The 21360-nt window shown below is 73.5% G+C and carries 16 protein-coding genes and 1 pseudogene; 10 read left to right on the top strand and 7 right to left on the bottom strand.

The annotated features are described in order from the left end of the window. Positions 1-61 precede the first annotated feature (61 nt). Positions 62-231 (top strand): annotated as a pseudogene (locus AB0I11_RS17095) (IS256 family transposase); the annotation flags it as partial. Between the two features lie 115 nt (positions 232-346). Continuing rightward, positions 347-703 carry a nuclear transport factor 2 family protein gene (locus tag AB0I11_RS17090; RefSeq protein ID WP_357320569.1) on the top strand — a complete coding sequence of 119 codons (357 nt, stop codon included), beginning with the start codon at positions 347-349 and terminating at the stop codon, positions 701-703. 282 nt (positions 704-985) lie between these two features. Here the strand turns inward: AB0I11_RS17090 and AB0I11_RS17085 are convergent, their stop codons facing one another. Next, on the bottom strand, positions 986-1297 hold the full coding sequence (locus tag AB0I11_RS17085; protein WP_357320566.1) for a hypothetical protein: 312 nt from the start codon (positions 1295-1297) through the stop codon (positions 986-988). A 401-nt stretch (positions 1298-1698) separates the two neighbouring features. Between AB0I11_RS17085 and AB0I11_RS17080 the strand changes: the two genes are divergently transcribed. From AB0I11_RS17080 to AB0I11_RS17055, 6 genes are all read left to right on the top strand, one after another. Next, entirely contained in the window at positions 1699-5364 is a 3666-nt protein-coding gene (locus AB0I11_RS17080; RefSeq protein WP_357320563.1) for a nitrate reductase subunit alpha, read from the top strand. Then, the gene (narH, locus tag AB0I11_RS17075) at positions 5364-7061 is read left to right on the top strand and encodes a nitrate reductase subunit beta (protein WP_357320560.1); all 1698 of its coding nucleotides are present in this window, start codon (positions 5364-5366) and stop codon (positions 7059-7061) included. The genes AB0I11_RS17080 and narH overlap by 1 nt, the downstream gene beginning before the upstream one ends. Continuing rightward, entirely contained in the window at positions 7058-7678 is a 621-nt protein-coding gene (gene narJ, locus AB0I11_RS17070) for a nitrate reductase molybdenum cofactor assembly chaperone (protein WP_357320557.1), read from the top strand. Before narH ends, narJ begins: the two co-directional genes overlap by 4 nt. Then, the gene (narI, locus tag AB0I11_RS17065) at positions 7675-8436 is read left to right on the top strand and encodes a respiratory nitrate reductase subunit gamma (RefSeq protein ID WP_357320555.1); all 762 of its coding nucleotides are present in this window, start codon (positions 7675-7677) and stop codon (positions 8434-8436) included. The genes narJ and narI overlap by 4 nt, the downstream gene beginning before the upstream one ends. A gap of 31 nt (positions 8437-8467) precedes the next feature. Next, complete coding sequence (locus tag AB0I11_RS17060) at positions 8468-9718, top strand: MFS transporter (RefSeq protein ID WP_357320552.1); 1251 nt, start codon at positions 8468-8470, stop codon at positions 9716-9718. A 149-nt stretch (positions 9719-9867) separates the two neighbouring features. Beyond that, positions 9868-13695 (top strand): S8 family serine peptidase, encoded by a 3828-nt coding sequence (locus AB0I11_RS17055; protein WP_357320549.1) that lies wholly within the window; start codon positions 9868-9870, stop codon positions 13693-13695. Positions 13696-13750: 55 nt separating this feature from the next. On the opposite strand, the gene AB0I11_RS17050 is transcribed toward AB0I11_RS17055, so the two are convergent. The 3 genes from AB0I11_RS17050 to AB0I11_RS17040 all read right to left on the bottom strand — a co-directional run bounded on the left by AB0I11_RS17050 (position 13751) and on the right by AB0I11_RS17040 (position 15874). After that, positions 13751-14596 carry a DUF4097 family beta strand repeat-containing protein gene (locus AB0I11_RS17050; protein WP_357320546.1) on the bottom strand — a complete coding sequence of 282 codons (846 nt, stop codon included), beginning with the start codon at positions 14594-14596 and terminating at the stop codon, positions 13751-13753. A gap of 29 nt (positions 14597-14625) precedes the next feature. Next, the gene (locus AB0I11_RS17045) at positions 14626-15159 is read right to left on the bottom strand and encodes a toxin-antitoxin system HicB family antitoxin (protein WP_357320543.1); all 534 of its coding nucleotides are present in this window, start codon (positions 15157-15159) and stop codon (positions 14626-14628) included. 154 nt (positions 15160-15313) lie between these two features. Continuing rightward, complete coding sequence (locus tag AB0I11_RS17040; RefSeq protein ID WP_357320540.1) at positions 15314-15874, bottom strand: hypothetical protein; 561 nt, start codon at positions 15872-15874, stop codon at positions 15314-15316. A gap of 50 nt (positions 15875-15924) precedes the next feature. Between AB0I11_RS17040 and AB0I11_RS17035 the strand changes: the two genes are divergently transcribed. After that, positions 15925-16302 carry a VOC family protein gene (locus AB0I11_RS17035; protein WP_357320537.1) on the top strand — a complete coding sequence of 126 codons (378 nt, stop codon included), beginning with the start codon at positions 15925-15927 and terminating at the stop codon, positions 16300-16302. Between the two features lie 108 nt (positions 16303-16410). Here AB0I11_RS17035 and AB0I11_RS17030 read toward each other — a convergent pair whose 3' ends face one another. The 3 genes from AB0I11_RS17030 to AB0I11_RS17020 form a co-directional block, all read right to left on the bottom strand. After that, the gene (locus tag AB0I11_RS17030) at positions 16411-16926 is read right to left on the bottom strand and encodes a nitroreductase/quinone reductase family protein (RefSeq protein ID WP_357320534.1); all 516 of its coding nucleotides are present in this window, start codon (positions 16924-16926) and stop codon (positions 16411-16413) included. Positions 16927-17061: 135 nt separating this feature from the next. After that, positions 17062-17484 (bottom strand): glutaredoxin domain-containing protein, encoded by a 423-nt coding sequence (locus AB0I11_RS17025; protein ID WP_357320531.1) that lies wholly within the window; start codon positions 17482-17484, stop codon positions 17062-17064. A 25-nt stretch (positions 17485-17509) separates the two neighbouring features. Beyond that, positions 17510-20302: an FAD-binding and (Fe-S)-binding domain-containing protein gene (locus AB0I11_RS17020; RefSeq protein WP_357320528.1), complete on the bottom strand. Its 2793-nt coding sequence runs from the start codon at positions 20300-20302 to the stop codon at positions 17510-17512. 188 nt (positions 20303-20490) lie between these two features. On the opposite strand from AB0I11_RS17020, the gene AB0I11_RS17015 reads away from it, so the two are divergent. Next, the gene (locus AB0I11_RS17015; RefSeq protein WP_357320525.1) at positions 20491-21342 is read left to right on the top strand and encodes a S1 family peptidase; all 852 of its coding nucleotides are present in this window, start codon (positions 20491-20493) and stop codon (positions 21340-21342) included. The last annotated feature ends 18 nt before the right edge of the window (positions 21343-21360 follow it).

Below are 21360 nucleotides of genomic sequence, written 5' to 3'. Positions count from 1 at the left end.
TGGCACCCGGTAGTGGGTGCCCGCGCGGATCAGCGGACGGCCTGGAGTTGGAAGAACGACGGCCGAGCACTGGGTGCATCTGCGCACCACGAAACCCGATCGAGTCGACGTTCGCCACGGCCCGGCACCGAATCAAGGTCACCAAACGGCCCGGTTCGAAGGCGGCGGCCCGCGACGGCATTCAAGCTGATCGAAGCCACCCACCAACGGTGGCGGGCAGTCAACGCACCACGCCCGAATGCGGCAAGCTTCGTCGAACGTCCACCCACCCACCCCCACACGACCGACGTCAACGCGGCATGATCAACCAGTCAACGCCATCAGCATCAGATACGGGGTCACGCCGATGACTAACGGACCAGCCGGCACCATCGTCACGCGCTACTTCGACATGTGGAACACCGGCGACACCGCGATCGCTGACCAGATCCTGCACCCCGACTGGGTCGACCACGCCCACCCCGAGATCACCGGGCCCAGCGCCGTCAAGCACGCCGTGCAGACCACCCGGGCCGCCCGCCCGGACCTGCACTTCACCGTCGACACCATCCTGAGCAACAACGACCTCGTCGCCGTCATCGGCTCCGTCGGCCAGCCGCCACACCGCACCAACTCGCCCGGCCACCTCATCTGGTTGATCCGCCTCGTCGACGGTCTCATGGCCGAGATGTGGACCTACCAACAGAACCAACCATCACGTTGAAGACTTCATCCACGGGTATTGACAGGCGCAGCGCGCCGAGCCAGGGTCGCACTGCGTCCGCATGCCGGGCCATGAGATGGTCGCCGGGATGCATCCCGAACGGAAAGGGCTGTAGCACCGGCTGGGAAGCGGTGCCTCCCAGATCCACTGGCGGCGTTATGCCAGGCCCCGCGACCCGACCCGCGGAGCGGCGGTGCGGGTAGGCACTTGTCAGGCATCCGCAGCTCGAGAGGTCGAAGGCCGTCGACTCCAGGGCTTAGCAGACCGCGAACGCCGCAATGCTCATTCGGCTTCGATATATCCCGTGGCGGGGTCAACGACGCCCAGGAAGCCACGGATGTTCTCCACGTGATCGTCGAGCGACGGGTTCGGGGTCGGACTCACCCCGAATCCGTAGCCGGGGTTCGGCCCGCTGATCCACGTGTAGTCGGTGCCGCCGAACTCGTTCGGGCGGCAGGCGAACACCTCTCCGTCGACCTCGAGCGTGAGCGATGCGACGTCAGAGGCGCCTTCGACGTCGGCACGTAGGCCGGGCACAGCCTCCGAGTCAGCCGGCCGGTCGCCATCACCGTTGTCTGGGTAGATCGCCTTCACACCACCATCTTGGTCGAGTCACCGGGCCGGCGTCCTGATCTGCCGCCGACGGTGCGTGCCGCTACCGACCGGGCCAGGACGACGCGCAGGACGTTGTCGAACAGTCTGAGTAGCGATTGTCGGGCTCGGCTTCGCGCTCCGGAGCGGTGACCGGACTGCTCCACTGAACGGTGGCCGGGAGCCCTCGCGGCGAGGGGAGCCAGCACGGGCCGGACGACGAGCGGGTGCCGGCCGCCCCGCTCGCCGGTCGGTGCCGGCGGTGATCTCGGGACTTTCGGCCCGGGTCCCGGCAGGTGGTCTCCGGTCAGGATCGTCGCGACGGGGCGGTTCGGTGTTGCGCTCCGGCACGCCTGCCACGAGGGTGGGGCACTACGGCAGAAGTTATCGAGGGAATGAGGCGTATGTCGCGAGCGACCGAGAGTGCGGGACGGGCGCTGCTGGCGGTGGGCGGACTGGTCCGCCGCGCGGAGGTCTCCGCCGACGGCCGGACGCTGCACCAGATCGGCGGGCGGGAGGCGGACGCCTTCTACCGCGACCGCTGGTCCTACGACAAGGTGGTGCGCTCCACGCACGGGGTCAACTGCACCGGCTCGTGCTCCTGGAAGGTGTACGTCAAGGACGGCATCATCACCTGGGAGCAGCAGCAGACCGACTACCCGAGCGTCGGGCCGGACCGGCCGGAGTACGAGCCGCGCGGCTGCCCCCGGGGCGCCGCCTTCTCCTGGTACACCTACTCCCCCACCCGGGTGCGCTACCCGTACGCCCGGGGGGTGCTGGTGGAGCTGTACCGGGAGGCGAAGCGGCGGCTCGGTGACCCGGTCGCGGCCTGGGCCGACATCCAGGCCGACCCGGAGCGCCGCCGCCGCTACCAGAAGGCGCGCGGCAAGGGCGGCCTGGTGCGGATCGGCTGGGACGAGGCGCAGGAGATGATCGCCGCGGCCCACGTGCACACGATCGCCGAGCACGGCCCGGACCGGATCGCCGGCTTCTCCCCCATCCCGGCGATGTCGATGGTGTCGCACGCCGTCGGCGCGCGTTTCGTGTCGCTGCTCGGCGGCTCGATGCTCTCCTTCTACGACTGGTACGCCGACCTGCCGGTGGCCTCCCCGCAGGTGTTCGGCGACCAGACCGACGTGCCCGAGTCCGGGGACTGGTGGGACGCGTCGTACTTCGTCATGTGGGGTTCCAACGTCCCGGTGACCCGTACGCCGGACGCGCACTGGATGGCCGAGGCGCGCTACCGGGGTCAGAAGGTGGTGGTGGTCAGCCCCGACTTCGCCGACAACGTGAAGTTCGCCGACGAGTGGATGCCCGCCCAGCCCGGCACCGACGGCGCGCTCGCCATGGCGATGGGGCACGTGGTCCTCAAGGAGTTCTTCGTCGACCGGCGCACCCCGCGGTTCGTGGACTACGTGCGCCGCTTCACCGACCTGCCGTTCCTGGTCACCCTGGAGCCGGGCGCCGACGGCGCGTACCGGCCGGGGAAGTTCCTCACCGCCGCGGAGCTCGGCGAGACCGGGACGGAGGCGGCGTTCAAGACGGTGCTGTGGGACTCGGCGGCCGGCGCGCCGGCCGTGCCGCGCGGCAGCCTCGGGCACCGCTGGGGCGAGCAGCCGGGCCAGTGGAACCTCGACCTCGGTGCGCTGGAGCCGGCGCTGACCTGCCTCGGCGCCGGCGACCCGGTGGAGGTGGAGCTGCCCCGCTTCGACACCGACACCCCGCAGGTGCTGCGCCGCGGCGTGCCCACCCGGACGGTGGCCGGCCAGCTCGTGACCAGCGTGTTCGACCTGCTGCTGGCCCAGTACGGGGTGGCCCGCGACGGGCTGCCCGGGCAGTGGCCGGCCGGCTACGACGACGTCGCGGCGCCGTACACGCCGGCGTGGCAGGAGCCGATCACCGGGGTGCCGGCCGCGCAGGTGGCCCGGGTGGCCCGGGAGTTCGCCGACAACGCCGAGCGCTCCGGCGGCCGGTCGATGATCCTGCTCGGCGCGGGCACCAACCACTGGTTCCACTCCGACGCGACCTACCGGGCGATCCTGGCGCTGGTCACGCTCACCGGCTGTCAGGGGGTCAACGGCGGCGGCTGGGCGCACTACGTCGGGCAGGAGAAGTGCCGGCCGGTGACCGGCTGGCAGCAGCTCGCGTTCGGGCTGGACTGGGTGCGCCCGCCCCGGCAGATGATCGGCACCGCGTTCTGGTACGTGCACACCGACCAGTGGCGCTACGACACCTACTCCGCCGACGTGGTGGCCTCGCCGACCGGCACCGGCGCGTTCGCCGGCAAGCACACCATGGACCTGCTGGCCCAGTCCGCCCGGTCGGGCTGGATGCCGTCGGCACCCACCTTCGACCGCAGCCCCCTGGACCTGGCCGACGAGGCCCTCGCGGCCCGGCCCGACGACCCGGGCGGCTGGGTCGCCGAGCAGGTCGGCGCGGGCGCGGTGCGGTTCGCCTGCACCGACCCGGACGCGCCGGAGAACTGGCCCCGGGTGCTCACCGTGTGGCGGGCCAACCTGCTCGGCTCGTCGGCCAAGGGCAACGAGTACTTCCTGCGCCACCTGCTCGGCACCGACGCCAACCTGCGCGCGACGGAGGCGCCCGCCGAGCTGCGCCCGAAGGACGTGACCTGGCGGGACGAGGCGCCCGAGGGCAAGCTGGACCTGCTGGTGTCGCTGGACTTCCGGATGACCTCCACGACCCTGTTCTCCGACATCGTGCTGCCGGCCGCCACCTGGTACGAGAAGCACGACCTGAGCAGCACCGACATGCACCCGTTCGTGCACGCGTTCACCCCGGCGATCAACCCGCCGTGGCAGACCCGGACCGACTTCCAGGCCTTCCACGGCATCGCCCAGGCGTTCTCCGCGCTGGCGGCGACCCACCTGGGCGTACGCCGGGACCTGGTCGCGGCGCCGCTGCTGCACGACACGCCGGACGCGATGGCCACCCCGTACGGGCGGGTCCACGACTGGGCGGCCGAGGGTACGGCGCCGGTGCCGGGCCGCACCATGCCGAAACTGCTGGTGGTCGAGCGCGACTACGCCGCGGTGGCCGACCAGATGGCCGCCCTCGGGCCGCTGCTGGACTCCCTCGGCACCACCGGCAAGGGCGTGTCGGTGGACGTCCGGCCGGAGGTGGACTACCTGCGGCACAAGAACGGCGCGGTGCGCGGCGGCGTGGCCGACGGGCGGCCGTCGCTCGCCACCGACGTGCACGCCTGCGAGGCGATCCTCGCGCTCTCCGGCACCACCAACGGCCGGGTGGCCACCGCCGGGTTCCACGACGTGGAGAAGCGCACCGGGGTACGCCTGGCCGACCTGGCCGCCGAGCACGAGGGCAAGCAGATCACCTTCGCCGACACCCAGTCCCGCCCGGTGCCGGTGATCACCAGTCCGGAGTGGTCGGGCAGCGAGCACGGTGGGCGGCGGTACTCGCCGTTCACCATCAACACCGAGCGGCTCAAGCCGTGGCACACGCTGACCGGCCGGCAGCACTTCTTCCTCGACCACGACTGGATGCACGAGGCCGGCGAGGCGTTGCCGATCTTCCGGCCGCCGCTGGACATGCACAAGCTCTTCGGCGAGCCTCGGTTGGGCGCCAACGGGGAGCTGGAGATCACCGTCCGGTACCTCACCCCGCACTCGAAGTGGTCCATCCACTCCGAGTACCAGGACAACCTGATCATGCTGACGCTGTCCCGGGGCGGGCCGACGATGTGGATGAGCGAGGCCGACGCCGCGAAGATCGGCGTACGGGACAACGAGTGGATCGAGGCGGTCAACCGCAACGGCGTGGTGGTCTGCCGGGCGGTGGTGACGCACAAGATGCCCGAGGGCACCGTGTACATGTACCACGCCCAGGAGCGGGTGATCGACGTGCCGAAGGCGGAGGTCAACGGCCGGCGCGGCGGCATCCACAACTCGCTGACCCGGCTGCTGGTCAAGCCCACCCACCTGATCGGCGGGTACGCCCAGCTCTCCTTCGCCTTCAACTACCTCGGTCCGACCGGCAACCAGCGCGACGAGGTCACCGTGATCCGCCGCCGCTCCCAGGAGGTGCAGTACTGATGCGGGTCATGGCGCAGATGGCGATGGTGATGAACCTCGACAAGTGCATCGGGTGCCACACCTGCTCGGTCACCTGCAAGCAGGCGTGGACGAACCGGTCCGGCGTCGAGTACGTCTGGTTCAACAACGTGGAGACCCGGCCCGGGCAGGGCTACCCGCGCACCTACGAGGACCAGCAGCGGTGGCAGGGCGGCTGGACCCGGACCCGCTCCGGCCGGCTCAAGCCGCGCGCCGGCGGCCGGGTGAAGAAGCTGTTCAGCATCTTCGCCAACCCGAAGCTGCCGTCCATGCAGGACTACTACGAGCCCTGGACCTACGACTACGAGCACCTGCTCACCGCCCCGGCCGGCGACGACACCCCGGTGGCCCGGCCGAAGTCCCTGCTCACCGGCAAGGACACGAAGATCTCCTGGAGCGCCAACTGGGACGACTCGCTGGCCGGCGGCAACGAGATCGCCGCCGGCGACCCGGTGCTGGCCAAGGTGTCCGACCAGGTGAAGCAGGAGTTCGAGAAGACGTTCATGTTCTTCCTGCCGCGCATCTGCGAGCACTGCCTCAACCCGTCCTGCGCCGCCTCCTGCCCCTCGGGCGCGATCTACAAGCGGGCCGAGGACGGCATCGTGCTGGTCGACCAGGACCGCTGCCGGGGCTGGCGGATGTGCGTGACCGGCTGCCCGTACAAGAAGGTGTACTTCAATCACCGCACCGGCAAGGCGGAGAAGTGCACCTTCTGCTTCCCGCGCATCGAGATCGGCCAGCCGACCATCTGCTCGGAGACCTGCGTCGGCCGGCTGCGCTACCTGGGGCTGATGCTCTACGACGCCGACCGGGTCGCCGAGGCCGCCGCGGTCGAGGACGAGCACGACCTCTACGACGCCCAGCGGTCGGTCTTCCTCGACCCGCACGACCCCGGGGTGGTCGCCGCCGCCCGGGAGGCCGGCATCCCCGACGACTGGATCGACGCGGCCCAGCGCTCGCCGGTCTGGGACCTGGTCATGCGGTACGAGGTGGCGCTGCCCCTGCACCCGGAGTACCGGACCATGCCGATGGTCTGGTACATCCCGCCGCTGTCGCCGGTGGCGGACGTGCTGCGGGACACCGGCCACGACGCGGAGCAGGCCGGCAACCTGTTCGGCGCCATCGACGCGCTGCGCATCCCGGTGGAGTACCTCGCCGAGCTGTTCACCGCCGGCGACCCCGAGCCGGTGCGCGCGGTGTTGAACCGGCTCGCCGCGATGCGCGCCTACCAGCGCCGGATCAACCTGGGTGAGACCCGCGACGAGTCCATCGCCGCCGCCGTCGGGATGACCGGCGCCGAGATGGACGAGATGTACCGGCTGCTCGCCATCGCCAAGTACGAGCAGCGCTACGTCATCCCCGCCGCGCACGCCGAGGACGCCCACCGGCTGGAGAAGGTCGCCACCGAGTGCAGCCTCGACTACGAGGGCGGCCCCGGCATGGGCGGCGGCGGCCCGTACGGCCAGGGACCCTTCGGGGAGTCCTCCGGCACACCGGTGCCGGTGCAGGTGGAGACCTTCCACATGCTGCGCGACCGGCAGACCGCCGACGGCTTCACCGACCCGGGCGACGAGCCGCGCCGGGTCAACCTGCTCAACTGGGACGGCAAGGGCACCCCCCGAGGGCTCTTCCCGCCCCGCCATCCCGAGTCCGAGCGCACCGACGGAGGTGACCGGTGAGCCAGCCGACCTGGCGGCGGGTGGCCGCCCGCGCGGCGTCCCTGCTGCTGCGCTATCCCGACGACGAGGTGCTCGCCGCGCTGCCCACCGTGCGCGCCGCCCTCGACGGCGTACCGGCCCCGGTGGCCGGGCCGCTGCACGAGGTGGTCGCCCACCGGGCGGCGGGCACCGCGGGCGAGCTGCGGGCCGGGTATGTGGAGCTGTTCGACTTCCGCCGCCGCTGCTGCCTGCACCTGACGTACTACACCTGCGGCGACACCCGCCGCCGCGGCGAGGCGCTGGTCGGCTTCTCCGGCGCGTACCGGCGGGCCGGGCTGGCCGTCGTCGACGGTGAGCTGCCCGACTTCCTGCCGGCGGTGCTCGACCTGGCCGCCGCCGACGACGGCGGGTGGCGGCTGCTCCGGGACCACCGGGTCGGCCTGGACCTGCTGGTCGAGGCGCTGGGCCGGGAGCGGTCGGTCTACCGGCACGCGGTGGCCGCGGTACGCGAGATGCTGCCGCCGGCCCAGCCCGCGGACCTGGCCGCCGCGGCCCGGCTGGCCCGCACCGGACCACCGGCGGAGCAGGTCGGCCTGGAACCGTTCGGACTCGTGGACACCTCGGGAGGCCGCCGATGAACATCCTGCTCTGGGTCGTGTACCCGTACCTGGCGCTGGCCGTGCTGGTCGGCGGCCTGATCTGGCGGCACCGGTACGACAAGTTCGGCTGGACCACCCGCTCGTCGCAGCTCTACGAGAGCAACATCCTGCGCTGGGGCAGCCCGCTGTTCCACTTCGGCGTGCTGATGGTGCTGGTCGGCCACGTCGGCGGCCTGGTGGTGCCGAAGTCCTGGACCGAGGCGGTCGGCGTCACCGAGCACACGTACCACCTGATGGCCGTGTTCATCGGCACGGTGGCCGGCCTCTGCACGCTGATCGGACTGGCCATCCTGATCGTCCGCCGGCGGCTGACCGGGCCGGTCTTCGCCGCCACCACCCGCAACGACAAGGCGATGTACGTGGTGCTCGCCGGGGTGATCGTGCTGGGGCTGCTGGCCACGGTGCGGGCCAACGTGGTCGGCGACGGCTACGACTACCGGGAGACGGTGTCCCCGTGGTTCCGGTCGCTGTTCTACCTCAGCCCCGACCCGGAGGTCATGGCCGGCGTGCCGGTCGGCTTCCAGATCCACGTCGTGGCCGCCTTCGCGCTCTTCGCGTTCTGGCCGTTCACCCGGCTCGTGCACGCGTTCAGCGCCCCGGTCGGCTACGCCACCCGCCCGTACGTCGTCTACCGCAGCCGCGACGACCGGCCCGGGCTGCGGCCGGCCCGGCCCGGCTGGGAGGGCCCGCCCCAGCTGCCCGCCCCGAGCGGCGACCGCCGCCGCACCCGCCGCTGACCCGCACGACGACGCCCCCCGGAGAGCAGCGATGAGCACCGCCCGCGACAGCCCGGCGCCCGGCAGCACGCCCGCGCCCGGCAGCGCCGACGCCGGCCCGCCCGGACCGGCCCGGTCCGGCGCCACCGTGCAGCTGGCCCTGGCGACCCTCGGGTTCCTGGTCAACTTCTGGGCGTGGGCGCTGCTGGGCCCGCTCGGCCCGGGCATCAAGGAGCGCCTCGACCTCAGCTTCGCCGCCCAGTCCCTGCTGGTGGCCGTGCCGGTGGTGGTCGGCTCGCTGGGACGCATCCCGGTCGGCGCGCTCACCGACCGGTACGGGGCGCGCGTGGTGTTCCCGCTGGTCACGGTCGCCACCATCGGGCCGGTGCTGACCCTGAGCGTGGTCTCCAGCTACCCCGCGCTGATCATCACCGGCTTCTTCCTCGGCATCGGCGGCACCGCCTTCGCCGTCGGCGTGCCCCTGGTGTCCGGCTGGTACCCGCCGGCCCGGCGGGGCTTCGCCATCGGTGTGTTCGGCGTCGGCATGGGCGGCACCGCGATCGCCAACTTCACCACCGTCCGGCTCGCCGACGCCTACGGCCCCCGGGCGCCGTTCCTGCTCGTCGCCGCGATCCTGGCCGGATACGCGGTGCTGTCGGTCCTGCTGCTGCGCGACGCGCCGCAGCGGGCCCGGCCGACCGGCTCGGCGTGGCGACGGCTCCGCGCGGTCGGCCGGCTGACCGTCACCTGGCAGCTCTGTTTCCTGTACGCGGTGGGCTTCGGCGGTTTCGTGGCGTTCAGCGTGTACCTGCCCGCCTACCTGCGCACCGCCTACGGTCTCGACGCCGCCGACGGCGCGTTGCGTACCGCCGGCTTCGTGGTCCTCGCGGTGGCCGCCCGGCCGCTGGGTGGCTGGCTCTCCGACCGGCTGCACCCGGTGCCGGTGCTGGTGTGGTGCTTCGGTGGGGTCGCCGCGTTCGCGGTGGTCCAGGCGTTCCAGCCCACCCTGGTGCCGGTGGCGACGGTCGCGCTGCTCGGCATGGCGGTCCTGCTCGGCGCGGCCAGCGGTGCGGTGTTCGCGCTGGTCGGCAAGGTCGCCCCGGCCGACCAGGTGGGTGCCGTCACCGGCCTGGTGGGCGCCGCCGGTGGCCTCGGCGGCTTCGTCCCGCCGCTGGTGATGGGCTGGGTCTACGGATCGCAGGGCTCCTACGCGATCGGCCTCATGCTGCTCTCCGACGTCGCGCTGGCCGCCGCCGTCTTCACCGCGGTGCGGATGGGCCGGCTGGTGGCACGCGACACCTGACCCGGCGCCAGGGCGGGCGACGACCAGGGCCGGGCGACGGCCGCCCGGGCAACCCATGGACCACGGCGAATGGCGGATCACCGTCGTGACCGGTAACCGCCAGCCACGACCTGTGGTCCGCTGTGGACGACGGTGCAAGAGTCCCGGGCATGATCAATTCTCGCCCCTCACTCCGGCCACCCGGCCGCCTGGTCACCGCGCTGGTGGCCGCAGCCGTGGTCGCCGCCGCATCCCCGCCGGCCCTGGCCGGCACCGATCCGACACCCGCCGGCCCGAGGGCCGGCGCCCTGGCCGCCACCGGCGCCGCCGCCGGCCCGGGCTCCTCCACCGTCACCCTGGTCACCGGCGACCGGGTCGCCGTCACCGGCGGTGGCGCGAACGTCCAGGTGACCGGCGTGGTCCCGGCACCGGAGCGGGAACACGTCGGCTTCACCCGCTACCGCCTCAACGGCCACGAGTACGTGCTGCCGACCGACGCCCAGGAACTGGTCGACGAGGGCGCGGTGGACGAAGCGCTCTTCGACGTCACCGGCCTGGTCGCGCTCGGCTACGACGACCGGCACAGCGCCGTGGTGCCGGTCCTCGCGGCCGGGCCCGGCGCGGCCGCCGACGGCCTGGGCGGCGCCGCCCTGCGGTCCACCCCCGACGGCACCAAACTCACCCGCTCGCTGCCCGGGCTCGGGCTCACCGCGCTGCAGGTGCAGAAGGACCGGGCGGCGACCGCCTGGCAGCGGCTCACCGGCAGCGGCGCCGGGACGGCCCGAACCGCGACCGCCGCGGCCGGGCGGCTCTGGCTCAACGGCAAGGTACGGGCGACGCTCGACGTGAGCGTCCCGCAGATCGGCGCGCCCGAGGCGTGGCGGGCCGGGCTGACCGGCAAGGGCGTCACGGTGGCGGTGCTCGACACCGGCTACGACACCGGGCACCCCGACCTGGCGGGCCGGGTCACCGAGGCGAAGAACTTCACCTGGGCGCCGGGCGTGCAGGACGGCAACGGCCACGGCACCCACGTCTCCTCGACCATCGCCGGCTCCGGCGCCGCCTCCGCGGGCCGGTTCACCGGCGTCGCCCCCGACGTGTCGCTGATCGAGGGCAAGGTCCTCGACGACGGCGGCAGCGGCTACTTCGACTGGATCCTGGCCGGCATGGACTGGGCCGTCGCGCAGGGCGCCGACGTGGTCAGCATGAGCCTCGGCAGCACCGCCACCGACGGCACCGATGTGCTCTCCGCCGCCGTGAACCGGCTCTCCGCGCAGTCGGACAGCCTCTTCGTGGTCGCCGCCGGCAACGAGGGCGCCGCGTACACCGTCGGCGCACCCGGCGCCGCCGACGCGGCGCTGACCGTCGGGTCGGTCACCAAACAGTCCACGATGTCCGCGTTCTCCTCGCGCGGTCCCCGGGTCGGCGACGACGCGGTCAAGCCGGAGATCGCCGCCCCGGGCAGCGACATCGTCGCCGCCCGCGCCGCCGGCACGCTCAGCCAGCAGGCGGTCAGCAGCGCGTACGCCCGGCTCTCCGGCACCTCGATGGCGACGCCGCACGTCGCCGGCGCCGCCGCGATCCTCAAGCAGGCGCACCCGGACTGGACCGGCGAGCAACTGAAGGCGGCCCTCGTCGCCTCGGCCGGGCCGGTCAAGCAGGCGGGCGTCTTCGACGTCGGCGCGGGGCTGGTCGACGTGCCCGCCGCCCTCGCCCAGCAGGTCACCGCGGAGCCGGCCGTGCTGCCCACCGTGCAGGCCGCCCAGCCGGTCGCCGGCACCGAGCCGACCGTGCGTCGGATCACATACGCCAACAGCTCCGACCGCGCCGTCCAACTGCAGGTCCGGGCCGACACCACCGGCCCCGGCGGCACCCGGGCGCCGGCTGCCCTCGCCGCCCTCGACCGGACGCACGTGACCGTCCCGGCGCACGGCAGCGCCACCGTCGATCTCACCGTGACCCCGGCCGCCGCGCCGGGCAGCGGCGTCTACAGTGGCGTCGTCACCGCCGCCGGCACCGGGCAGAGCATCCGCACCCCGTACGCCCTCACGGTCAAGCCGGCCACCCACACCCTCACCCTCGTCGGCGGCCCCAACCGCCCCGGGGTGGACAACTCCCTGGCCACCGTCGTGGTCCAGGAAACCGGCACCGGTGCCGCCGTGCGGACCTCCGTCGGCCCGGGCAGGACCCGGAAGCTGGTGCTCGCCGACGGCTCGTACCGGATCTTCGGGGTCGTCTGGGAGCAGCAGCTCAGCGGCACCACCGAGGTCGCCTCGGCCGCCGTGCACTACGCGTACGAGGTGCGGCTGGACGCCGACCGCGAGCAGACCATCGACGTCGGCGCCGCGAAACCGGTGACCCTGGCGGTCGACCGCGACGACGCGGTCTCCAGCGAGTACGCCGGCACCGGGCTGGTGTCCCGCGTCGCCGGCGGCGACGCCGGCACCACCGGCCTGGTCGCGCCGCTGAACGCCGCCGCCCACTCCGTGTACGCGGTCGGCAGCGCCGAGATGCCCGGCCTCACCTTCTTCGGCGCGGGCAGCTTCCAGCAGGACTGGATCACCGCCCGGGACACCTCGACCGGCACCCCGATCGACGTCACGATTCGGCCGTACTACTTCGCCGGTTGGTACGGCGACGTCACCGGCACGGTCGTCGACGTGGGCGACGGCGCCGACCTCACCGGCCGGGACCTCGCCGGCAAGCTGGTCCTCTTCGAGCCCGGCTGGACCGCGCCCGCGGCCGAGCGGACCGCCCGCTACCAGGCCCTCAAGGCGGCCAAGGCGGGGCTGATCATCATCAGCGGCTACATCCAGGGCTCCCAGCCCACCGACCCGATCCTCAGCGTCGACACCCCCAACACCAAGCGGCTGCGGGCCCTGCTGGCCGCCGGTCCGCTGACGCTGCGGGTGACCGGGACCCGGGCGAGCGCCTACCACTACCTGACCTTCCACCAGGTCGACGGCCGGGTGCCGGCCGGCGTGCGGTGGACGGACCGGTCCGCCGACCTGGCCAAACTCCGGACCACGCACTGGGCGCCGGGCTACCCGAACGACATCAAGGCACTGTACGGCTGGATCGAGCACGACGGCCTGGTCTGGCTCCAGCAGCACACGGTCACCCGGACACCCGCCGAGGCCGACGTCTTCCTGACCCCGGACGTGCCGTGGACCACGGCGACCTTCCACATCCTCAGCGGCGAGGACCAAGTGGTGGGGGCCCAGTACGCCGGGCCGACGGTGTACCGGGCGGGGCGCAGCTACGCCGACGGCTGGCTGAAGGCGCCGTTCAACCCGTCGCTTGCCGTGCCCGGCCCGACCGGGGTGCCGCAGGTGGCCCGCTCCGGCGACGACCTGACGATCGCGCTGCCGATGTTCTCCGACGCGGCCGGGCACCGCGCCGAGTGGATCCCCGGCATGGACGCCGGCAGCACCGTGCTGACCAGGGACGACGGCACCGCCGTCGGGGCCAACGACGTGCCCGGTCGGGGCGAGTTCCGGCTGCCGCCGGGCGACGGCTGGTACCGGTTGACGGTCACCGCGCACCGCGACGGCGGCCCGGAGCTGGGCAGCAACTGGCCGATGTCCGACACGGTCACCGACGAGTGGCGGTTCCGCTCCGGGCACACGACCGGCAACCGGCCGCGGGCCGAGGAGTTGCTGGACCTCCGGTACGACCTGCCGCTCAACGGGTTGGAGGAGGTCGCGGTCGGTAAGCCGATCAGCTTCGAGGTGTCCGTCGCCCGGCAGGCCGGCGCCACCGGCGGGCCGGTGCGGGAGGTCGCCGTCGAGTACTCCGTCGACGGCGGCCGGAGCTGGCTCGCCGCCGCGGTGGCGGCAGACGGGGACCACTGGTCGGTGCGGCTCCCGGCGCTGGAGCAGGGCCGGGTCGCGCTCCGGACTCGGGCGGTGGCCCTCGACGGCAGCGAGGTGACCGAGACGATCCTCAAGGCGTTCGAGGTCGGCTGCGTCGAGGAGTGGTGCGGCCGGGTCGGCTGACGCAACCTACGCGGCGGCCCGCCTGCCAAGGCGGGAGGCGGGCCGCCGCGGGGTGTCAGGCGCGGTGGATCAGGATGTCGCCGAACGCGGTGCGGGCCCGCACCTCGGCCTTCTCGTCGCTGTCGGCGGGTCCGGCGGCGGCGTCCAGGCCGTTGCGCACCTTGCCGAACTGGGTGTGCAGGTCGAGCCGGGCGGCCGTGCCGCGCCGGATGCCGATCTCGATCCGCCCCGCCGCGGTGCGCAGGCTCGCGTGGCCGCGCACCAGCTCACCGATGCGGATGCTGCCGTTGGCGGTGGTCGCCGCCACGGAGCCGGCCGCGTGCTCAGCGGAGACGTCGCCGTTCGCGGCGTTGATCCGCAGCTCGCCACGCGCGTCGCCGATCCACGTCTCGCCGTTGCCGTTCTTCAGCACGGCGTGCCCGCCGACGGTGCGGAGGCTGACCTTGCCGGAGCCGGTGGTGACGTCGGCGTTGCCGGCCACGTTCTGCGCGATGGCCGCGCCGAAGCCGGTGTGCAGGGTGAGCGTCCCGGCGTCCTCGACCTGCAGGTCCCCGGCGCCGGTCTTGAGCCGGCAGTCGGCCAGCTCGCCGGAACAGGTGACCGTGCCGGCGCCCAGCTTGCCTTCCACGCTGGAGCCGGCCGGCAGCTCGATGGTCACCTCGACCGAACCGGTCCTGCCGAAGACGCCGAAGCCGGGCTGCTTGGTCCCGCGGATCACGAGGCGGCCGGCGGCGTATTCCACCCGGGTCTGCGCGGCGGCGCGCACGTCGCGCTCCTCGGCGCCGTCGGCCGGGCGCACCTGGACGACGGTGTCGGTGCGCGCGGCGGCGACGATCCGTACGTCGCCGGCGACGAGTTCGACCGACGCGGTGATCGGGGTGGGGGTGTCGAAGGATGGCATGTTGCTCCCCTTTCGGGATGTCGGTGGGGCTAGCGCACCCAGCCGGTGAAGCGCTGGCCGCCGGTGGCGATGCCGGACCGGCGGGGGGCGTCGGGACGGTGCTGCTGGTTGTCGGTGTCGACGGCGGCGGCCGCGGCCCGGATCAGCCAGGTGTTGATCGAGACGCCGGCGCGGGCGGCGGCCTGCTCGACGCGCGCCTTGAGGTGCTCCGGCAGGCGCAGGCTGATCCGCACGGTCGCCTCGTCCTCGCCCTCGGCGGGCGTCGGCAGCGGGTTCGGCGGGGCCGCCGCTGCCGCCGCCTCGTCGGCGTACTGCTCGGCCGGCGGTGGCGTCACCACGAAGCTGGGCTCCCGGTCGCGCAGCCGCAGGTCGACCGAGCCGGGGGCGAGATCACGCGTGATCTCCGTGGCCGCCTCGGAGAGCGCGTCCAGCAGGGCGAGCCGGACCGCGGACTCGAGCGGCGCGGTGAGCCGCTCGGCCAGGTCCCGGGCGTCGTCGCCGCCGGCCGCGGCGGCCACGGCGAGCTGCTGGCGGATCGCGTCGACGTAGGTGCGGAGTTCCATGACGCCATCATGGCACCATGATGATGCCATGCGCAAGGGCCAGTGATGCCACTCTGGCGCACCGCGCCGGCTGACGGATCGCGAAGGGTGATGGACAGTGACTAGCGCAGCAGTAGCCGGGCGCGCCGTGTCTGCGGCGGAAGCGGACGTTCGGTCAGCGATCTCCACGGCGCGCGGTGAGGGGCACGAGGACGAGGACGGCAAGGCCCAGTGCGGCGGCGCCGACAGCCCACCACCAGAAGAATCCCGAAAAGACCGAGGCGATCAGGAGCCCAATGCCGAGGCCGGCCAGCAGGCCGAGGGCGAACAAGGCCCGTGGGGGCAGGGCGAGGTACGGCAGGCGCCGTACCACGAGCACTTCCAGCCAGGTACCGCCCACCGCCAGCAGTGCCGCGCCGACCCCGTCCATGGCGGACAGTCCGTGACCTTCGCTGACGGGCACGAGGACCTTGCCCTCGGCACCGGCGGGGACGAAGAGGATGAGCACGCCGGCGAGGATGAGCAGGGCGGTGATTGCTACCTGGGTGCGCGGCGCGCCCCCGACATCTTGCGACATCGCTACAGTCTCGGTCACCCGCCATGGTCTGCGCACGAGCCGTATCGCCGAACATCGAATGCCGGCGGTGATCGCCGCGTCTTGATCCCGCGAGAGAGCTCGCCAGAAGGCACCTTCGAGTGCCGGTTCTGTCGACTTCGATAAGGTGCTGTCCGTCATGCCAATGCTGTCGGTGGGGCTACTGGCGGCCTGGACCAGAAGAAGGCAACATGTCCGACAAGATCCGGCTCAGCGCGGTCACTCTGGACAGTTCGGACGCCATCCGCCTGGCGGAGTTCTACGCCGACATCACCGGCGGGACGATGACGCAGTTCGGCGATGAATGGGCATGCGTGCAGAGCCCGGCCGGGCGACTCAATTTCCAGACCGTGCCCGGATACACGCCTCCTACCTGGCCCGACCCCACCGCGTCGAGCATGATGCACCTCGACTTCATGGTCGAGGACCGAGACGCCGCCGAGGCGCGCGTGCTCGCCGCCGGCGCAACGAAATACGACTTCCAGCCCAACAGTAATCAATGCTTCGTCTACGCTGACCCGGCCGGCCACCCCTTCTGCCTGACCACCTGGGAAGCCCCGACGGTCTGACGAGAACTCTGGCGCACAGACGACAGCCACGGTGTTGTCGAGCTGGGGTCCTGGTCGCGGGTGGAGACGCCGTTTGGATCTGGTGGCACGCTTCTGACCGGTACCCCGTCAGGCGGCTTCCCCTCGACCGGCCGGCGCGCCGGCCCGCGGCTCGAGGACCACCCGGAAGGCGGGGTAGCGCGGCGCGATCGCGGCGAACTCGGCCAGCGGCGCGTGCCGGTCGACGGGCATGTGCGGTCGCGCCCCGGGCACCTTCTGCAGGTAGCGCTTGAGGATCGGCGCCCGCTCCGCGACGGGGACCTCGATCAGCCGGCAGGCCCGGGCCCGGCCGTGCCGGATCGTGGCCCGGCCCCCGGCCGCGCGGACGTTGCGGACCCAGTTGCAGTCCTCGCCCAGCATCGGGACCAGGTACCACTCCCCCTGCCAGTCGGCCATCCCCAGCGGGAAGCGGGTACGTCGCCCGGTGCGGCGGCCACGGACCTCGAGCGTCACCCAGCGCCGGGGCAGCAGCCCGGCTCCTTGCACCACCGCCCACACCCGGGCGAAGCGCCGGGCGGTGGCGTCGGCGCGCCCGCCCGCGTACATCCGGCGCAGGTCGTCGTCCGAGTACGGCCAGCTTCCCATCGCGACCTCCAACGTCCACACCGAACCCGTCGGAGTTCATCGAACCCGAGGTGCGGCCGGGGCGGCAGAGCCCAACGTCCCGGGACCCGGCCCGGCCGCGCGGCCCACCGGACCGGTGGCGGACGCCGAGGGGTGTCAGGGGGTGAGCCGGCGCAGCAGCCAGGCCGGCTCCGGATTCACCACGGCCTCGCCGCCGGCGACCACCGTCGGCACCGTCTCGTCCCCGCCCGTGACGGCCCGGACCGCCGCCGCCCCGGCCGGATCGCGCCAGATGTTCACCCAGTACACCTGGCCGGCCCGGCGGCCGAGCCGACGGCGCAGGCGCAGGCAGTACCGGCAGCCGGGCCGCCAGTAGACGACCGGCCGCCCGTCGCGGGCGCTGCGCTCCTGCGCCTGCGCGGCGGTCAGCGAGCGGGGGAACACCAGCGGCGACGCCAGGACCGCCAGCACCAGGAAGACGATCAGCTCGACGACGCCGACCCGCCGGTCGTCCTGGACCGCCGCGACGAACAGACCGCACGCCACCAGCAGACCCGCGAACCACCAGCTACGCCACACGCCGGCGAATGCTACCCGCCGGCGGTCAGGCGGTCGCGTCGGCCAGCAGCTCCAGCAGGTGCCGGTACGGCTGCCCGGTGGCCCGGGCCAGGCCGATCTCGCAGGTGCGGTTCACCGAGGCGTACCCGTCGAAGGGGCGCCCGGCGACGGCGGCGGCCTCCGCCCGGGTGGCCGAGGCGGTCAGCTCCGGGTGCAGCAGGCCCCGGTCGCCGGCGAAGCCGCAGCACTGCCAGCCGTCCGGCACCACCACCTCGTCGGCGATCGCCCCGGCCACCGCGAGCAGCGCCTCGTCCAGCCCGAGCCGGGTGGACGAGCAGGTCGGGTGCAGGGCGAGCGAACCCAGCCGGCGCCGAACGGTGAGCCGGGGCAGCAGGTCGGTGGCGGCGAACCCGACGGCGTCGACCACCCGCAGGTCACCGGCGTCGGCCAGCAGCCGGGCGAACCCCTCGGTGCACGACGCGGCGTCGCTGACCAGGGGCAGCGCCCCGGCCCGGCTGGCCGCCCGCAGCGCCGGCGCGACCCGGTCGTGGACCGCGCGGTAGCCGGCGGTGAGGCCCTTGGACGACCACGGGGTGCCGCAGCAGGTCGCGGCGATGCCGTCCGGCACGAGCAGCCGCACCCCGGCCCGCTCGGCGAGGGTCAGCAGCGCGGCCGCCACCCCGGAGCCGCCCTCGGCCGGCGCGAAGAGCGTGCCCAGGCAGGACGGCACGAACACCGCGTCCGGGTCGTCGACCGGGTGCGGACGCCGGACCGCGCCGCCGGCCGGCAGGTCGCGGCGCCACTGCGGCACCCGGTCGGCGCCGAGCACCGCGCGGGCGGCCCGGGTCGCGGTCTCGGGCAGCGCGGGGGGCACCGCGCCGGCCAGGTCGAGGCCGCGGGCCAGGCCGCGGGTCGCCGCACCCCAGCGCCGGGCCGCGCCCCGCCAGCCGGCCTGCGCCACCGGGCCGTTCCCCTCGGCACGCAGCCGCTTCACCAGGTCACCGGTGTTGATCAGCACGGGGCAGGCGGTGGCGCACATCCCGTCGACCGCGCAGGTCTGCACCGCGTCGTAGTCGTACGCCCGCTCCAGCTCGCGGGCCAGGGCCAGGTCACCGTCGGCGCGGGCGGCGGCGATCTCCCGGCGCAGCACGATCCGCTGCCGGGGCGTGGTGGTGAGATCGCGGCTGGGGCAGACCGGCTCGCAGTAGCCGCACTCGACGCAGCGGTCCACCTCCTCCTCCACGGTCGGCACAGTCTTCAGGTGCCGCATGTGGATCTCCGGGTCGTCGCTGAGCAGCACGCCCGGGTTGAGCACGCCGGCCGGGTCGCAGAGCGTCTTGAGCTCGCGCATCACGGCGTACAGCTCGTCGCCGAACTGGCGGCGCACGTACGGGGCCATCACCCGGCCGGTGCCGTGCTCGGCCTTGAGCGTGCCGCCGTGGCCGAGCACCAGGTCGACCATCTCCTCGGTGAAGTCGGCGTACCGGGCCGGCGCCGCGCCGTGGGAGAACCGCTCGTTGAGCATGAAGTGCAGGTTGCCGTCCTTGGCGTGGCCGAAGATGACGCTCTGCTCGTACCGGTGCCGGGCGAACAGGTCGGCGAGGGCCGCGCAGGTGTCGGCGAGCGCGCCCACCGGGACGGCGATGTCCTCCAGCAGCGCGGTGGTGCCGGACGGCCGGGCGCCGGCCACGGCGGCGTACAACCCCTTGCGGATGTGCCACAGCGCGGCCCGCGCGGCCGGCTCCCCGCTGAGCCGGGCCGGCGCGGTCAGCGGCAGGTCGGCGAGCACCGGCCGGGCCGCCGCGACTCGCGCGGCGAGCGCCTCCGGGTCGGACTCCTGCCACTCGATCAGCAGGGCGGCGTGCTCGCGCACCGCGAGGCCGCGCAGCGCGGCGTCCGCCTTCGGGTCGGTCTGAGCCACCCGCAGGGCGGCGGCGTCGAGCAGTTCGACCGCCGCCGGCCCGGCGGCCACCAGGGCCGGCATGGCGGCCATCGCCGCGCCCAGGGTGTCGAAGACCAGCAGGCCGGTCGCGGCGTGCCGGTGCACCGGCACGGTACGGAACGTCGCCGCCGCCACGAAGGCGAGCGTGCCCTCGCTGCCCACCACGAGGCGGGTGAGCAGGTCGGCGGGCGTGTCGTGGTCGAGGAAGGCGTTCACCCCGTACCCCATGGTGTTCTTCATGGCGTACTGGGCGCGGATCCGGCGCACCGAGTCCGGGTTGCCGCGGACCCGGTCACGCAGCCGCAGCAGCCCGGCGTGCAGCTCCGGCTCGGCCGCCCGCAGCCGGTCGTCGGCGTCCGGGGCGCCGGTGTCCAGCACGGTGCCGCCCGGCAGCACCAGCAGCACCGACTCCAGGGTGCGGTAGGTGTTGAACTCGGTGCCGCAGGTCATCCCGCTGGAGTTGTTGGCCACCACCCCGCCGACCGTGCAGGCGGACTCGCTGGCCGGGTCCGGGCCGAGCTTGCGGCCGTACCGGGCGAGCCGGGCGTTGACCTGCCGCAGCACCACTCCCGGCTGCACCCGCACGCGCCGGCCCTCGTCGAGCACCTCGAGGTCGCGGAAGTGCCGGCGGGTGTCGACCAGGAGCTGGTCGGTGACCGCCTGCCCGCTGAGGCTGGTGCCGCCGGAGCGGAAGGTCAGCGGGGTGCCGGTGCGGTGGCTGTGCCGCAGCAGCGCGGCGACCTGCCCGGCGTCGGCGGGGGTGACCACCGCGCTCGGGTGCAGCAGGTAGTGCGAGGCGTCGTGGGCCAGCCGCAGCCGGTCCGCGGCCCCGGTCGCCACCCCGCCCGGCACCGCCGACTCCAGTCCGGCCCGGGCCGGTCCGCTCAGCTCCGCCATGTCGCCACCTCCCGCGCTGCCACCCTAGTCAGCTCCCGGCCGACACGCCGCTCACCCCTTGTCCCCACATCGACCCTGGTGGATACTCGCGGCTACAGCGTTCGCCGAGGTCACACCCCGAACGGATCCCGGCGACACGGCATGGACGCCGACGCAACCGGCGGCCTTCACCGTCCGAGGAGAAGACCGTGAGAATCCGCCGCAGCCGACTGACTCCCCTGCTCGCCGCGACCGTCGGCCTGGTGGCCGCCGGCGCGTTCACCGGACCGGCCTCGGCCGCTCCGAGCTACACCGCCGGCCAGCTCGCCCAGGTCGACGCCGCCGTCACGGCCTCCGGTGTCGACGGCATCGCCTGGCGGGTGGACGCCGCCACCAAGCGGGTGGTGGTGACCGCCGACGAGAGCGTCTCCGCCGCCGAGCTGGCCACGCTCAAGAAGAGCGCCGGCGCCACGGCCGGTGCGATCCGGGTGGACCGGGCCAAGGGCGTCTTCCGGCCGCTGCTCTCCGCCGGTGACGCCATCTACGGCGGCGGCTACCGCTGCTCGCTCGGGTTCAACGTGGTCAAGGGCGGGGTGTACTACTTCCTCACCGCCGGGCACTGTGGCGACGTCGCCAACACCTGGTACACCAACTCCAGCCAGTCCACGTTGATCGGCCCGACGGTCGGGTCCAGCTTCCCGGGCAACGACTACGCCCTGGTCCGCTATGACAACGCCGGGCTGAGCCACCCCGGCGGCTACACCGCCGCCAACGCGTTCGTGGGTGAGGCGGTCAAGCGGACCGGCTCCACCACGGGCACCCACAGCGGCACCGTGACCGCGCTCAACGTGACCGTCCGCTACCAGGGCAGCGGCACCGTCAAGGGCATGATCCAGACCACCGTCTGCGCCGAGCCCGGCGACTCCGGCGGCGCGCTCTACGACGGCACCAAGGCGCTCGGCATCACCTCGGGCGGCAGCGGTGACTGCAAGCGCGGCGGCACCACGTTCTTCCAGCCGGTCACCGAGGCGGCGAGCGCCTACGGCGTGACCGTCTACTGAGTCCACCGCCGGCGAGCG

Source organism: Micromonospora sp. NPDC050495 (assembly GCF_040655175.1).
In the GTDB taxonomy this organism is placed as follows: Bacteria; Actinomycetota; Actinomycetes; order Mycobacteriales; family Micromonosporaceae; genus Micromonospora.
The sequence above is the reverse complement of the archived record's forward strand: the minus strand, read 5'-3'. Positions and strand labels throughout refer to the sequence as shown.